Annotated in this window: 13 protein-coding genes; all 13 read right to left on the reverse strand. The window is 52.7% G+C overall.

The features are described 5' to 3' along the window. Positions 1-67: 67 nt before the first annotated feature. Positions 68-1,969, reverse strand: a complete 1,902-nt coding sequence (locus ABID13_RS16475; protein WP_007863327.1) for a sigma 54-interacting transcriptional regulator — start codon at positions 1,967-1,969, stop codon at positions 68-70. A gap of 166 nt (positions 1,970-2,135) precedes the next feature. Next, a complete protein-coding gene (locus ABID13_RS16480; protein ID WP_048929531.1) occupies positions 2,136-3,095 on the reverse strand; it encodes a D-2-hydroxyacid dehydrogenase in 960 nt (319 codons plus the stop codon). A gap of 55 nt (positions 3,096-3,150) precedes the next feature. Continuing rightward, on the reverse strand, positions 3,151-4,059 hold the full coding sequence (locus ABID13_RS16485; protein WP_007863329.1) for a sugar phosphate isomerase/epimerase family protein: 909 nt from the start codon (positions 4,057-4,059) through the stop codon (positions 3,151-3,153). An 83-nt stretch (positions 4,060-4,142) separates the two neighbouring features. After that, a complete protein-coding gene (locus ABID13_RS16490; RefSeq protein ID WP_007863330.1) occupies positions 4,143-5,054 on the reverse strand; it encodes a sugar phosphate isomerase/epimerase family protein in 912 nt (303 codons plus the stop codon). Positions 5,055-5,065: 11 nt separating this feature from the next. Next, positions 5,066-6,001, reverse strand: coding sequence for a transketolase family protein (locus ABID13_RS16495; protein WP_048929532.1), 936 nt, complete (start codon positions 5,999-6,001; stop codon positions 5,066-5,068). Then, a complete protein-coding gene (locus ABID13_RS16500; RefSeq protein WP_007863333.1) occupies positions 6,001-6,828 on the reverse strand; it encodes a transketolase in 828 nt (275 codons plus the stop codon). Before ABID13_RS16500 ends, ABID13_RS16495 begins: the two co-directional genes overlap by 1 nt. Positions 6,829-6,916: 88 nt before the next feature. Next, a complete protein-coding gene (locus ABID13_RS16505) occupies positions 6,917-7,579 on the reverse strand; it encodes an aspartate/glutamate racemase family protein (RefSeq protein WP_045091774.1) in 663 nt (220 codons plus the stop codon). Beyond that, positions 7,576-8,430, reverse strand: a complete 855-nt coding sequence (locus tag ABID13_RS16510; protein ID WP_048929533.1) for a sugar phosphate isomerase/epimerase family protein — start codon at positions 8,428-8,430, stop codon at positions 7,576-7,578. Before ABID13_RS16510 ends, ABID13_RS16505 begins: the two co-directional genes overlap by 4 nt. Before the next feature lie 352 nt (positions 8,431-8,782). Then, positions 8,783-9,769, reverse strand: a complete 987-nt coding sequence (locus ABID13_RS16515; protein WP_048929534.1) for a Bug family tripartite tricarboxylate transporter substrate binding protein — start codon at positions 9,767-9,769, stop codon at positions 8,783-8,785. Positions 9,770-9,805: 36 nt separating this feature from the next. Beyond that, positions 9,806-11,311, reverse strand: a complete 1,506-nt coding sequence (locus ABID13_RS16520; RefSeq protein WP_045091772.1) for a tripartite tricarboxylate transporter permease — start codon at positions 11,309-11,311, stop codon at positions 9,806-9,808. A 17-nt stretch (positions 11,312-11,328) separates the two neighbouring features. Beyond that, the gene (locus tag ABID13_RS16525; protein WP_045091771.1) at positions 11,329-11,778 is read right to left on the reverse strand and encodes a tripartite tricarboxylate transporter TctB family protein; all 450 of its coding nucleotides are present in this window, start codon (positions 11,776-11,778) and stop codon (positions 11,329-11,331) included. Between the two features lie 29 nt (positions 11,779-11,807). After that, positions 11,808-12,809 (reverse strand): PdxA family dehydrogenase, encoded by a 1,002-nt coding sequence (locus ABID13_RS16530; RefSeq protein ID WP_007863344.1) that lies wholly within the window; start codon positions 12,807-12,809, stop codon positions 11,808-11,810. 241 nt (positions 12,810-13,050) lie between these two features. Further along, a complete protein-coding gene (locus tag ABID13_RS16535) occupies positions 13,051-14,994 on the reverse strand; it encodes a sigma 54-interacting transcriptional regulator (protein ID WP_048929535.1) in 1,944 nt (647 codons plus the stop codon). Between the last annotated feature and the right edge of the window lie 2 nt (positions 14,995-14,996).

The raw sequence follows: 14,996 nt of genomic DNA on the forward strand, positions 1-14,996 counted from the left end.
TGGGAAAAGGCGCTCCCAGCCATCTCTTACAGATAGCCGGAACCGCCTTTGCCATACAGACTGTTTGTTATGTGGTGTCCTTCTTTTCTTTAGCCATTCGCTCCATGCGCCAAAGGGTGGTCCTGCTGACCCCCAGTTCCTTGGCAATATCCTGCTTCTTCTTCCTGGGTTTGAGGGAAGAGTAGATATCCTCCGGTCCATCCCGCTGTCCCCTGGGTGTTTTTACAACAGGGTCGGGGGACGGCTCACCGGAGCGGAAGATCTTAAGCATCTGTATCTCCTTTGACCCGATCTCCTGGGCATCACTGAGCACCACCAGGCGCTCGCAGATGTTGCGCAGCTCACGCACATTTCCCGGCCAGTGATAATCCATAAGGCACTGGACCGCCTCCGGGGACAGCTTCGGAATGGACTTTCCCATCTCACAGGCAAACCGGGTGAGATAAAAATCCACCATCTCCTGGATATCCCCGCTGCGCTCCCGCAGGGGAGGAATGGTGATATCCAGCAAATTCAGGCGGTAGTACAGATCCGACCGGAACTGTCCCTCCTGTATCTTTTCTTCTATATTGATATTCGTGGCTGAGATCACCCTCACGTCCACGGGCTGAAGACGGCTGCTGCCGATGCGGCGTATCTCCTTTTCCTGGAGGACGCGCAGGAGCTTGGCCTGGAGCGCGGTGGGGATCTCACCTATCTCGTCCAGGAAAATGGTCCCTTTGTGAGCCAGTTCAAACAGGCCCGCCTTGCCGTTTTTGGAAGCACCGGAAAATGCTCCCGGCTCATATCCAAACAGTTCACTTTCCAGCAGGTTCTCCGGCAGTGCCGCACAGTTTAGGGCCACAAACGGTTCTGCGCTCCGCCTGCTCTCCCTGTGGATGCTGTGGGCAAACAGCTCCTTGCCGGTTCCCGTCTCCCCCACAATAAGGACATTGGAATCCACCCGGCTGTACCGCTTTGCCATCTGGATATTCTCACGGATGGAGTGGCTGGAACCGATGATGTCGTCAAAGGAATACTTTGCAGTAAGTCCCTGTTTCGCAAGGCTGTGGCGTATCTTGCTCTCCGCCTCCAGGATCTGTTCCGCGTAGCGCACAATGATAATGGCGCCTTTGCCCATCTTATCCACAACAACAGGCTTATACTCCGTATACAGTTTCCGGTCCTCCCACTGGATGATCTCCTCCTTTTCCCTTCCGTTCTCCACCACGTCCTGCCATGTGAACCCCGGACAGACCTCCTCCACAGGGCGTCCCATAAAGTCCGATCTGGTTGACAGATGAAAGGTCCGGTACGCCTGGTTGTTCAGGGCCTGGATCTGCCCCGCCCCATTGACAGCCACCAGGGCATCGGAACTGGTGTTAAGGATGGCGCTTGTCATATTAAACCTGGCCCGCTCCAAATTGATGGTCCTGGCAGCGTCCATTGCCTGCTTTAACGCCTGCTCAATGGCAATGTCCTTGGTATGGATATGGACCCTTCTTAAATTCTCCTTGTCGCAGAGCCCGCACATGGTGCCCGCGCCCACAAATACGTCCGCCCCGCTCTCCCTTGCCAGATGTATGGCTTCAAGGGTGGATGCCTCATCCTGGATGGCATAGTATTTGATCTCCGCCTGGCACAGGCGTTCCAGCTCCGCCACTGCCCCGTTGTCCATGTACCGGACGCATAGGGCGATCTTCTTAGGTGCAAACTCCTGTCTGGCCTTGATCAGCGCCTCCAGGATATCGAAACTGGACAGCTGGATCTCCACCACATGCTTTTTGGGGAACAGTGAGATCAGCCTGTCATAGGTCATGCCCCTGGCCACCAGGATCTCGGCATCTCCGTGGCCTGACAGGGATTCGGGGGTGCCGAACACGTGAAGCAGCTCGATCTTTACATCATCCTGGATCGGGACCTTTCTCACAGCTGCCTCAAATCTGTCCTTCATATTCAAATACGGTATGAACATGCGTATTGTAACCATAGGTTCCCTTCCTCCCGCTTCCGGAGTCTGTCCGGACCTATCAAGGCCCTGCTCCGGATAAAAAATGTACCCAACTATGAAATATGCCAACGTGAACATTATATCATAATCGGGTACATCCGTGTACATTGGATTACAGCCGGCCGCGCTCAGGCCTGGACTTCCCCTACCGGTTGACCACGTTCTGAGGCTTTCCGTCCACAAACTGCCGCAGGTTATCCACTGCAATGTCCATCAGCCTCTGCCTGGATTCCCTGGGAGCCCATGCAATATGAGGGGTAATGATCATATTTTTCGCGCCCAGAAGGGGATTGTCCTCCCTGATAGGCTCTGTGGAAACCACATCCACGGCCGCGCCGCTGACTTTTCCACTGTTTAGCCCCTCTTTCAGGTCCTCCTCCACAATCAGGGGGCCTCTGGAAGTATTGATGATCTTAACCCCGTCCTTCATCTTTGCAATGGTGTCCTTGTTGATGATTCCTTCTGTGGAAGGGAACAGGGGGCAGTGAAGGCTGATCACATCAGCCTCTGCCAGCAGCTGGTCTAAGGATACGTACCTGCAGTGTTCTGTTTCCAGATCTTTGTTGGGATATTCGTCAAAGGCAAGGACATTCATGCCCAGGGCCTGGGCGATCTGTGCCGTCCTCTGGCCGATCCTTCCGAATCCGATGACGCCGAAGTTTTTGCCGGCCAGCTCCATGAGCGGATGTTTCCAGAAGCACCAGTCCTGATTGTGGGTCCACTCCCCTGCCTTTACGCAGTCGGAATGCTCCCCGATATGGTGGCACAGTTCCAGAAGAAGGGCGATCGCGTACTGGGCCACCGCATCCGTTCCATAGGTGGGAATATTGGAGACCACCACCCCGTTTGCCTTGGCTGCCGCTGTGTCGATCACATTGTACCCCGTGGCCAGGACACCGATAAACTTAAGGCTGGGGCACTTTGCAATGGTCTCTGCAGAAATTGGTGTCTTGTTGGTGTACACCGCCTCTGCGTCCCCGATCCGCTCCAGGATCTTATCCGCGGGAGTCCTGTCATACACGGTCAGGGAGCCGATGGCTTCCAGTCCCTCCCAGCTTAAGTCTCCCGGATTCTCCGTATATCCGTCTAAAACAACAATTTTCATCATACTTACCTCCTTATCATGTTTCGTGTGCTCTTTCAGATTCCAACAGCACTCTTTATGCCTCATCCTCTACCAATGCCCATGCCCGGTTGATGACCCGCTTTGTATTGGCCAGGATGATATCCCCGTCCTCGCCTGCCCATGGCTTTACTTCCAGTGACAACACGTATGGCTCCTCCTTGTTAAAAAAGCCTTCCTCCCTTAACACGGTAAAAAAGTCAACCAGCTGCATTGTGTCATTGGCGCTCTCCGGGAAGCCGAACCGGGGATGCTGGTCCCCGTATGCCTCGCAGCCTTCCTTTACCACTGCGTTGCCGATATGCAGGTGGGTGATATAGGGGCGCAGGGTCTGGATCACAAACCGGGATGTCTCATAGGTGGTGGGGAAATGGGACAGGTCCACCAGCAGGCCGAAGTTATTGTGGGTCATGCGCATGTCGGCGGCAAACCTGGCAGCATAGGGCGCAGGTCCGATGAGGGCCGCTTTATCCATATCAAAATCAAATACCTCCAGCTCCACCATCATTTTCTTGGATGCGGCATAGCTGCACACAGCCCTGGTGGTTTTAAGAAGCTGGGCATATGCCTGGTCCTTTGTCTCAGGTTCCCATTTGCCTGCCAGGAAAGCAATTCCCTTTGCGCCCATATACTCGGCCTCATCAATGGAATCAATGAGCACTGCCTCAGCCTTTTTCCTGCCCTCCTCATCCAGGTCATTGGGGTTCAGCTTGGGCCCCAGCAGACGCGGCTGGGCTCCGTAACACACCTTCATGTGTCCCTGGGCCAGCATGTCCCTCACACGGTCCTTTGTATCCTGGTCCTCAATATGGGTGATTTCCAGGACGCTGAAATACTCATCGCAGCAAATGGTCTTAACCGATTCCAGGATGGGATAATCCACCGGCGGATGGGTCATCCACTGGATGGTTCCCACCTGAAAATATTTCTGAATTGGATCCTTCATAAATGATAAGCCTCCTTTTTGTTTATGCGTACTCCCGTAATCCCCTGGTTCTCAGAATTGCGGGAGTACACTCATTTACATCGTTATACCAGCTCCCAGGCCAGGTTCAGGGTACGCTTTGCATTGGCGATCACTGCTTCCGGCCACTCATCCTTCCACGGCTTTACCTCAAAGCTGACAATGGGGCGCGTCTTTTCATTGAGAAAACCAATGGTCAGCAGCAGCCTTAAGTACCTGGCCAGTTCCGGAACATCATTTTCACTGTTTGGGAATCCAAACCTGGGATGATTGTCACCGTAAGCCTCACACTCCGGGCTTTTGATCACCGTATTGCCCATATGGGCATGGATAATATATTCCTTTACCGGGAGAATGCTCTCCTCTATGGTCTCATGGATCATGGGAATATGGCTTAAGTCCACCATCAGGCCAAAATTGTCAAATTCCTCCCTGATGGTTTTGGCATACCTGGCAGCCAGGTGCGCCGGTCCGATCAGCGCTTTCTTGTCTATGTCGTAATCAAACACCTCACAGCAGATGGGCATGTCTCCCTTTTCTTTGGCATAGGCGCACAGTTCACGGGTGGATCTCAACAGCTGCTCAAAGGACTGTTCCTTTGTCTCCTCCCGGTAGCGCCCTGACAGAAAGGAGAAATCCACGCAGCCCAGCTCATAGGCCTGGTCGATCCCCTCCTTCAGCACGGCCACTGCCTGCCGCCTGCCCTCCTCATCCAGGTCGTTAAGGTTTAACCCCCTTGACAGGGTGCGCCCCTGACCGCCATAAGCCGCTGCCATGCGGCTTGTGCGCATCATGTCTGCCGCAGCGGTCCTCACATCCGGGTCATTGATGGAGGTCACCTCCACTGCCTCAAAGTAGTCGTCCTGCACCACTTTGCCAAGGCATTCAAGAATGGGACCGTCCCCGTCCCCAATGCCTCTGTAGGCCACGTGGAGGATCAGGCCCACTTTCATGAACCTTCTCATGGATTGTTCCATGGCTTACCTCCTTATTTCCGCCTGATCACTGCCCTGCACTTGCCGGCAATGGCCTGGGGACTGTATCCGTATTTTACAAGCAGCTCACCGTAGTCCCCGGACTCCGCAAAATCCACGGCGCCGATCCGCTTCATGGGAACAGGCTTGTTCTCCACAAGCACCTCCGCCACCGCACTGCCGAGTCCGCCGTAAATACTGTGTTCCTCCACCGTGACAATGGCGCCCGTCCGTATTGCGCACTGTATCACCAGATCCCGGTCAATGGGCTTAATGGTGTGCATATCCACCACGGTGGCAGAAATCCCCTCCTGTGCCAGGAGATCCGCTGCCTCAAGGGCCTTGTGGAGAACGGTTCCCGTGGTGATGATGGTCACATCCCCGCCTTCCCTTACCGTGATCCCCCTGCCGATCTGAAAGTCCATGTCATCGGAATAATACACAGGGGCCTCCGCCCGGCTGAGTCTTAAGTACACCGGCCCATCGTGTTCCGCCATGGCAAATACCGCTTTCCTAGTCTCCGCCCCATCGGCCGCCGTGATCACGGTCATGTTTGGAATGGCGCGCACAAAGGCCAGGTCCGTAATGGCCTGATGGCTGGCCCCGTCATAGGAATCGGACAGGCCGCAGTAAGTGCCGCACAGCTTTACATTCAGGTTGTCGTAGGCGATCAGGCTCTGGATGGGGTCCGCGCCCCTGGTGGTCATAAAGACCGCAAAGGTGTTCACATAGGGGATCATCCCTTCCCTGGCAAAACCGGCTGCCATGGATACCATATTCAGTTCACTGATACCCACATTAAAATACCGCTCAGGAAACGCTTTTCCAAATATCCCGCTTTTGGTGGAGGACGCCACATCCGCCTCCAGGCCCACGATCTTTGTATTCTGTTCTCCCAGTTCCTTCAGTGCCGCACCATACGCATCACGGATCGCTATCATTTTTCCCATCACAGAGCACCTCCTAATTCAGTTTTTGCCTTGGCATATTCTTCGTCATTGATGGCCTTTCCATGCCATGTGTTTCTGCCCTCCATAAAGGAGACGCCCTTGCCTTTTACGGTTTTTGCCAGGATCAGGGAAGGTTTCCCGGACACGGCTTTTGCTTCCTTTACCGCCCTGCATATGTCTTCCACATCATGACCGTCACAGGGGACCACATTCCAGCCAAATGCCTCCCATTTTGCCCTCAGGTCACCCATGGGCATGATCTCCTCAAGGGTTCCGTCCAGCTGCACTCCGTTGTTGTCCAGAAAACCGATGAGATGGTCGGCTTTAAACTTGGAGGCGGACATAGCTGCCTCCCAGACACAGCCTTCCTGTATTTCCCCATCTCCCATGATCACATATGTATAGGAATCCTGTCCCTTGATCCTTGCGGACAGGGCCATCCCAAGGCCGGCGGACAATCCCAGCCCCAGAGGGCCTGTGGACAATTCCACCCCTGGGGTCTTGTGCACACATGGGTGCCCCTGAAGCATACTGCCGGCCTGACGCAGGTTCTTTAACTCCTCTTTTGGGAAAAATCCTTTTTCCGCCAGGACCAGATAAAGGATCGGGGCTGCATGGCCTTTGGACAGCACCAGATGATCTCTTCCCTCCATGGCGGGGTTCTGCGGATCCACGTTCATGATCTCAAAATACAGGGCGGTAAGTATCTCGGTACAGGACAGGGAACCGCCCGGATGCCCGGTCTGGATGCTGTGAAGCAGATCGATCAGCTGGTTCCTGAACCGGCTGCACTGTGTCTGTAATTCCTTTTTTCTTTCATTGGTCATTGTCTTATCTCCTCTTTATGGGCACGGAAGGATCCTGTTTCGGCCTTCTGCGTGCGATCATTGTCATTTCGCCTAAAAAAAACCACCCTCAGCAAAGTGACGCAAGTTTTTGTTTGATTTCCTCTACACACAGCCTGGGGCTGGTGAGCACAGGGCATCCGGTGACAGCGGCGATCTCATATTCTAAATGGGCCATGGATGCCTGGGCCAGGACAATACAGTCATATCCTGTAAACTCCTTTGCCTTTTCCATGAGGATCCGGTCATGTTTTTCCATGTCCATGGCCTTCAGCGCCTGAAATGCCTGGGCGCACACACATGTGTCAATGGAAAGCTTTTTCCCTGCCGTCTCCCCTTCCCTCTCAATCTTTGAAACAGTGGGATGGACCGTGCTCCCGGCAGTGGCCATGACCAGCACCCGCTCACCGTATGTGACACTTGCTTTTGCCATGGCGTCATCAATGGCGATCACCGGAACCTTTATAAACGGCCGTATCATCTCCACCGTGGGGGTCAGTGTGGAACAGGTTGTAACGATCAGATCCGCCCCGGTCAGCTCCTGGGCCTTGATGTCAAGGAGAAGACGGTTCCTGTTATCCGCGGTAAATTCCCCTTTTTCATTGGGATCATTGGCCAGGTAATCATCCCACAGGTTGTGGACCGTTAGATCCGTTCCAATCTCCCGGCGCAGCATTTGGTCAAAACTGACTGCCACGCTTTTTACCGTGTGGATCAATGCAATACTTTTCATATCCCGCTCCTGTCTGCTGCTTTTCTTCCATATACCCGCTCTGCAATGGGTCCGAGACATGTCATGGCTCCCCTGGCAGCTTCCTTCATGGATGGGATCTGGAATATTTCCGTACAAAAATTGCCGTCATAGCCGCATTCTTTAAAAGTGGTGAGAATCTTTTCAAAGTCCAGCCCGCAGTGGCCGGGGTAGCGGCGGTTATTGTCCGCCAGGTGGACATGTATGTTATATTTGCTGTAGTCTCTGATGGCCTGGTACAGGTCCTTTTCCTCCAGGTTCAGATGGAAGACATCCATCATCAGCCGGAAGTTAGGACGGTCCACCCGCTCTACCATGCGGGCTCCCTCTGCCAGTGTATTAATAAAATTGGTCTGCATAATGGTCACTGTCTCAAGGGCAATGGCCACATTCCCGGGCGCCGCATAGTCTGCCAGTTCCCGGAAAGCTTCCACTGCCAGTCCCTCTGTCTGCTCATGGGAAAGCCGGGCACAGTACTGGCCCCTGACCCGGCCGATATTAATGTTGGCCCCAAGGTATCCGGCAAAATCAATGATCTCCTTGGTCCGTTTAATAGCCTCCCTGCGGATCTCCTCCTCGGGGCTGGTATAGCTCAGTCCCAACTGCCCAAACAGCTCCCCTGTGCACACCAGCGCGATGGATATGCCGTATTTTTCAGCTGTTCCCTTTACTTCCTCCCAGTCAAGTTCCCCCGGGTTCAGAGTCATAAGCTCCACGCCGTCATACCCAAGCCTTGCCAGATCCCCAAAGCTTTGATCCAGCGGCCCCTGATAGGCGGTGACGGAGTCGGCAACGGCCACGTCTGGAGTGGCTACCTGATAACATAGTTTCATCTTGCATTTCCTCCTTCCATAATATCCGGCATCTTTTACCGATGGGATTCTGATGTATTAAAGAGCAAAAAACATGCCAACTTTTCTCCCCCTTACAGGTCCCCATCAGGCCCCCTGTTTTCATTTTCTTTCACACCGGACCTTTGTTTCAATTATAACATGTTTCAAAAATGTTTCGTTTTGTTTCTGGTTTCTTTTCGGGAAATGTTTCAAAATGTTTCCCTTTTTCTTTTAGCCAAGATTCTCCTGGCGCAAAAGCCATGAGCCGAACAGCCTCCCTGTTCCCGACCCATGGCTTTTGCCTTTTATCTCCATCTGAACTTTACATCAGGCTCTCCTGCGGATCCTGCTCTTACTGGATCCCCATGCTCTCCATATAGTCCTTCTCATAATCTGTCACATACTCTGTGGCCGCTGTCATGTCCATATAGTTGCCGATCAGCTTGTTCTTCTCCAGATAATCCGTATTCCAGGCATCTGTCTCAGATACCTTCTTTAACTGTTCGCTCCAGAATGCCGCCGCTGAATCGCTCATGGCCGCCGGAGCCGCCACGCCGCGCCATACCGGCACTTCCACATTTTCATAATCGCCGATCTCGCTTAAGGTGGGGGCGTCTGCCAGGTTGCCTGTGTACCGCTCCGTGGACAATGCCAGCACCGGGATCAATGAACCTGCCGCCACATACTCCGTGGCTGCCGCGGGTTTGGATATAACAAACTCAATGTGGCCTCCCAGGGCTGCTGTGATGGCATCGCCGGTGGAGTCATATGTTATGTAGGTCATCATATCCTTACCGATTCCCAGCTCCGCGATCAGGGCATCGTAAGTGGCGATATCATCTCCCTTGGAACCGCCGATCACCACCTTGGTCCCGCTCTTAGCCGCCTCTATAGCCTCGCTGAAATCAGCGTATTGTGTCTGGTCCCCCTTAAAGATCAGCTGCTTATCCACTGCCATGACGGCCAGGATCCTGAAGTTGGAGGAGCGGTTCTTTGTATTCTGCACCATAGGCATCAGGTCGCCGCTGTTAAACGTTAAAAGGGTGTAATCCGCCTTTTTCCCCTTTGTGCCGGCAACTTCATTTCGCCCGATCTCGCCGCTTCCGTCCGTCTTGTTTGTGACAATAATGGTCTGTCCATTGACCAGACTATCCTTGACCATGATATCAGATATCATCCTGGTATAGATGTCGCTGCCCCCGCCCGGACTGGACGTGACCACCCAGTTGATATTGTCCTTTGGCTCAAAGGGTCCATCGCTGCTGCTTTCCCCGCATCCTGTCATCACAGCTGCCGCCGCCATAGCTGCCATTGCCAGTAACATATTCCTTTTTTTCATTAATAAACCCTCCTATGATATTTTATGGTAAAACCGTCAAGCCTTTGATCTTGCTTTCCTTATAACTGCCTTGATAACGGGTGCAAATATAAATGCCAGGAAAATCAGCATCAGCACACAGGTGATCGGTCTTGTAAAGAAAATGTCCAGGCTGCCTCCTGAGATCATAAACGCCTTGCGCATATTGGACTCCAAAAGCTTTGCCAATACAAAGGAAAGCAGCATGGGCGCTGTTGGGAATCCGCTCTTTGTAAGGATATATCCCAGCACGCCTGACAGAAACATTACGATCACACCATACATGGAATAGCTGGAGCTGTAGGACCCAACCACACACACCGTGATGATAATGGGTATCATAAATTTCACGGGCACGGACAGTATCTTGATCAGGAAAGGAATCACGCCAATGGATACGATCAGTGTGAAAATGTTGGACAGGAACAGGGAAGCGATCAGGCCCCATGTAAACTCCGGTTCATTGGTAAACAAAAGAGGTCCGGGGTTCAGTCCCCACATCATAAGTCCGCCCAGGAGCACGGCTCCGGTCCCGCTTCCCGGAATCCCCAGTGCCAGCAGCGGAGCAAATGCCCCTGCCGCTGCCGCATTGTTTGCAGCCTCCGCGGCAGCGATCCCCTCGATGGCGCCGGTTCCAAGCTCCTCCTCGCTCTTAAACTTCTTCTGGGCCGCGTATCCCATAAAGGCGCCAGTGGTTGCCCCGGCTCCCGGGAGCACGCCCACAAAGGTGCCCATAAGGCCGGAACGTATGGCCGGAGGCAGAAGCCTTTTAAAATCATGCTTTGTCAAAAGACTGCCTTTGATGGTCAGCTTCATATCGTGGTTTGCCTTTGCGTCCGCCCCCCGTTCCATCACCAGGTTAATGACCTGGGAAAAGCCCACCGTGCCAATGATAAAAGGTGTAAAGGGAATACCGCCCAACAGATACATGCTGCCAAAATCATAACGGGGAGAACCGGACAGGGTATCCATTCCCATGCTTGCCAGCAGGATTCCCAGCATTGTGATAACCACGCCCTTGATGGGATTTTCGCCCACAAGCCAGCTGATGGATGTCATGGCGATAAACAGCAGGGCCGTCATTTCGGACGGGCCGAATTTCAATCCTACATTGGCCAGGGCCGGTCCAGTAAATGTCAGGATGATGATGCCGATGGTTCCGCCGATAAAGGAAGCCATGTTGGCGGTAAACAGTGCCTGACCCGGACGTTTCTTTTTAGCCGCCATGGGATAACCGTCCATGGCCGTACAGATGGCCGGTGAATCTCCGGGGATGTTCAGCAGGATGGCGCTGAACGCGCCGCCGTACATATTAGAATAATAAAGGGCGCCCAGCATGATGATCGCCGTGGTGGGATTGAATTTGTAGGTAAGGGGCAAAAGCAGGGCAACGCCTGCAAGGCTTCCGATACCGGGCATGGCGCCCACGATCAGCCCCAGAACAGCGCCCATCATGGCAGCGCCTACGTTGCTGAATGTAAATAAAGTGGAAAAGCCTCCTAACAACAGTTGTATATTCTCCATCTTTTACTGCTCCTTTCCTATAAAATGTATTCCAAAAGGCCCATGGGGAAATAAACTCCCAGCCACAGGCGGAACACGCCCACGGAAATAGCCACACAGACAGCCAGCACGATCAGCGTATCCTTCCAGCTTGTACGCTCAAACACCTTCAGCCACAGTATGATAAACAGATAACAGCTGGGCAGAAGGCCGATAATATAGCTTCCAACTATGATCCCCGCGCCTCCGGCAATGACCAGAAGTTCATTCCTCTCGTACCTGGCTGATCCCTCATCTTTTAAAGACTGGATAAAAGAAGTAATACTGGTCAGGAACATGACAATTGCCATGATCGCCGGGAAAAATCCCGGCATCGGACCATCGACATCACTCCAGAACCCCAACTGCGTAAATCCAATCACTGCAAATACCACTGCGAACACTGCCAGCAGCAGCGGTACGATCTGTTTTGTCCCTATCCTTTTCATATAAACCTCCCTTTTTAAGTACACATTGCTTATGCTCTCAGGTGGTTGGCCATCCTTGCCGCCATTTTAACCGCATTCTCAAAGGCAGATGTTTTTACGATCCCCTTGCCTGCAATATCATAGGCGGTTCCATGGGCACATGTGACAATGGGAGCCGGAAGCCCTCCCGCAATGGTGATCCCCTGGTCAAATCCCTTTAATTTCAGCGCAATCTGCCCCTGATCGTGATACATGGTCACCACACCGTCAAAATCTCCGTTAAAAGCCTTGATAAACAGGATATCCGATGGATACGGCCCATAGGCGTCAATCCCCATTTCCCTGGCTTTTTCAATGACCGGAGCAATCACATCAATTTCTTCGCGTCCGCATTTCCCGCCCTCTCCGCAGTGGGGGTTCAAAGCTGCCAGCGCAAGCCTGGGCTTTTCGATTCCCGAATTTTTCAGAGACACATTGGCAAGGCGCACCGCCCTCATAATGGTCTCCTCCGTCAGGTCATGGCTTACCCGGCTGATGGGAATATGGCTGGTGGTCCTGGTGGTCCACAGATCTCCCAGAACATTGATCTCCCCAAAGGGTTCTGTGTGCTGGAACAGATGGGCCATGTAGTGATGCTCACTCTCAAAGGGGCATCCTGCTTTGATCATGGCCTGCTTATTCAGTGGCGCAAAGCAGAAACCTTCAATCTTTCCATCCTTATAAAGTTCAATTCCGGTTCTCAGCATATCCAGGCAGGCCTGTCCGCTTTTTACGTTGATCTGTGCATAGGGAACTTCCTCAGGATCCAGATCCCTCTGATCCAGCACAGGGATCCCTTTACTCCAGTCCGCATCCTCCACCCGGCTGATCACCTGCATGGGGATCTCCAGCCCGCAGATCTCAGCCCCGCGCTGAAAGATCCTCGCATCTCCGATCACCACCGGACGGCAGTACTCATCATAGAATCCGGATGCTGCCAGCTTTGCTATGATCTCAGCTCCCACTCCGGCTCCATCTCCTAAAAGCATTCCTAATATTGGTTTTGTGTTCATAAAAAATCACCCTTCCTTTTTTTTATTTTGTTTTCACATCTATGCCAATTAATAAAGCAAAATCTGTGCCAACTTTTCCAGTAAGGATGATTTTTTTATTTTTCACTGTTTTTTCCCCTGATTCCGTTGTATATTATGTATAATTCCAGTCATATAAAGGAACATCTATGGGCTATTTTTTCCATTTTTTTGTTTCACCTTTATATTTTGTTTCCAAAATGTTTCATTATGTTTTTTTGTTTTATTTTGTTTCATTCAACAAGCCGTATTTCTTCATCTTCCGCCACAGAGTACTTTTATCAATCCCCAAAAAGGCGGCTGTCCTGCCCCGGTTATACCCGGAACACTCCAGTGCTTCTATTATGGCCTGCCGTTCCGCTTCCTTAAGGTTTGTGTTCCTGGGTATTTTCCCTTCCCCGGTTCCATATGTGTTATGATCATGTGTACCATTGCCATATGCGCCGCTGCCCGCCTCCGTTATGCCGGGCAGCGCCTGGCGTACCTCTCCCGCCCCTGCCACGGGACGTTCGCAGAGAATGCAGATACGCTCGCAGAAATTGCGGATCTCCCGCACATTCCCCGGCCAGTCATAGCGCAGCAGCAGTTCCATCCCCTCCTCTGATATGTTCTCCAGCACACAGCCGGTGCGCCCATGCTCAAAGCCGGTCATACTTCTGATAAGAAGGGGAATGTCCTGTTTCCGCTCCCTGAGAGGCGGAATATCCAGTTCCAGAACATCCAGGCGGTACAGAAGGTCCCTTCGGAAATTTCCCTGTTCCACCTCCCGTTTCAGGCTTTTGTTGGTGGCGCATATGACCCTCACATCAATGGGGATCACGGTATCATTTCCCAGGCGTATGATCTCCCGCTCCTGGAGCACTCTTAAAAGGCGGCTCTGAAGTTTTGGGGAAATGTCGCCGATCTCATCCAGGAAGATCGTCCCTTTGTGGGCAATCTCAAAAAATCCCATCTTTCCGCCCTTTGCAGCTCCTGTAAAGGCGCCCTCCACATAACCGAAAAGCTCACTTTCCAGCAGATCCTCGGGCAGAGCCGCGCAGTTGATGGCCACAAAGGGATTCTTGCGCCTGGGACTCAAGTTGTGGATGCTCTGGGCAAACAGCTCCTTGCCGGTGCCGGTCTCACCGTGGATCAGAATATTGGAATCCGCATAGCTGTATTTTTCAGCTGTTCTGATCAGGCTTCCCATGGCCTGGCTTTGGTACAGGATATGCGTAAAGTCGTACTTGGCTGTAAAACCCGTGGAATAGATCCTCTTTCTCAGCTTTCCCTCCTCTGCCTGGATCTGCTCTGTCCCCTGGAAGGTGATCACCGCCCCAAAATCCTCGGACTCACCGGAGACAGGGACACAGTTGACCATCACCGGGCGGCCGGAACAGTCATAGACCTCGGAGAGTATCTTTTTCTTTTTGCAGATCACCTCATCCATCTTTATATCCGGAAATATCTCCCTGATATCCGCTCCAACCAGGGATTCCTTGCGCTCTCTCATATAAGAATAGCAGCAGCTGTTGGCCAGGGTGATGATCCCTTTTCTGTTAACGGACAGGATCCCCTGAAAGGAGTAGTTCATAATGCTGGCAATCTCATCCCGCTTTTCCCGCTCATACACCGTGATGGCGGCCAATGCCAATGCCTCTGTGATAGCCTGGTTCACCGCCTCCCTGCCGGAACGTATCATCACAGCCGGGATATTGCACTGTTCCGCAATCTGTACCGTGGAATATCCCCCCACTATGACCTGGTTCCCATCCGCCTTTGCCCGCAGCACCGCTGTCTCCAGCTTTGTCTCATCATCCTCCGCATAGCAGCTCACCATCAGGTCAGGATATACCTGGTTCACCTGTTCCGCCCCATAGACCATGTTAAATGCCCCCACCACTGCGATCCGTTTCACATCCCACCGTTCCAGGCACACATGAATGGCGGCCAGCACGTCATAGCCCGTGGTCTTAAGCTCCACACAGGGAATCTTCCTCCGCTTCAGGGTATGGGCCGTAAATCCCCTTGCAATGATCACATCCGCTTCCACATGCTCCAGTTTATTATTATAATAGTCCTGGACCACCCGGTACTGGATATCCCTGGATTCCGGCCGTTCACCGATGACCCGCTGGATCACCGGCAAGATATTGGGGTATGGTGCGAAAAATACAAGTTTAACCATAA

It is taken from the genome of Enterocloster citroniae (assembly GCF_040545455.1).
In the GTDB taxonomy this organism is placed as follows: Bacteria; Bacillota; Clostridia; order Lachnospirales; family Lachnospiraceae; genus Enterocloster; species Enterocloster citroniae.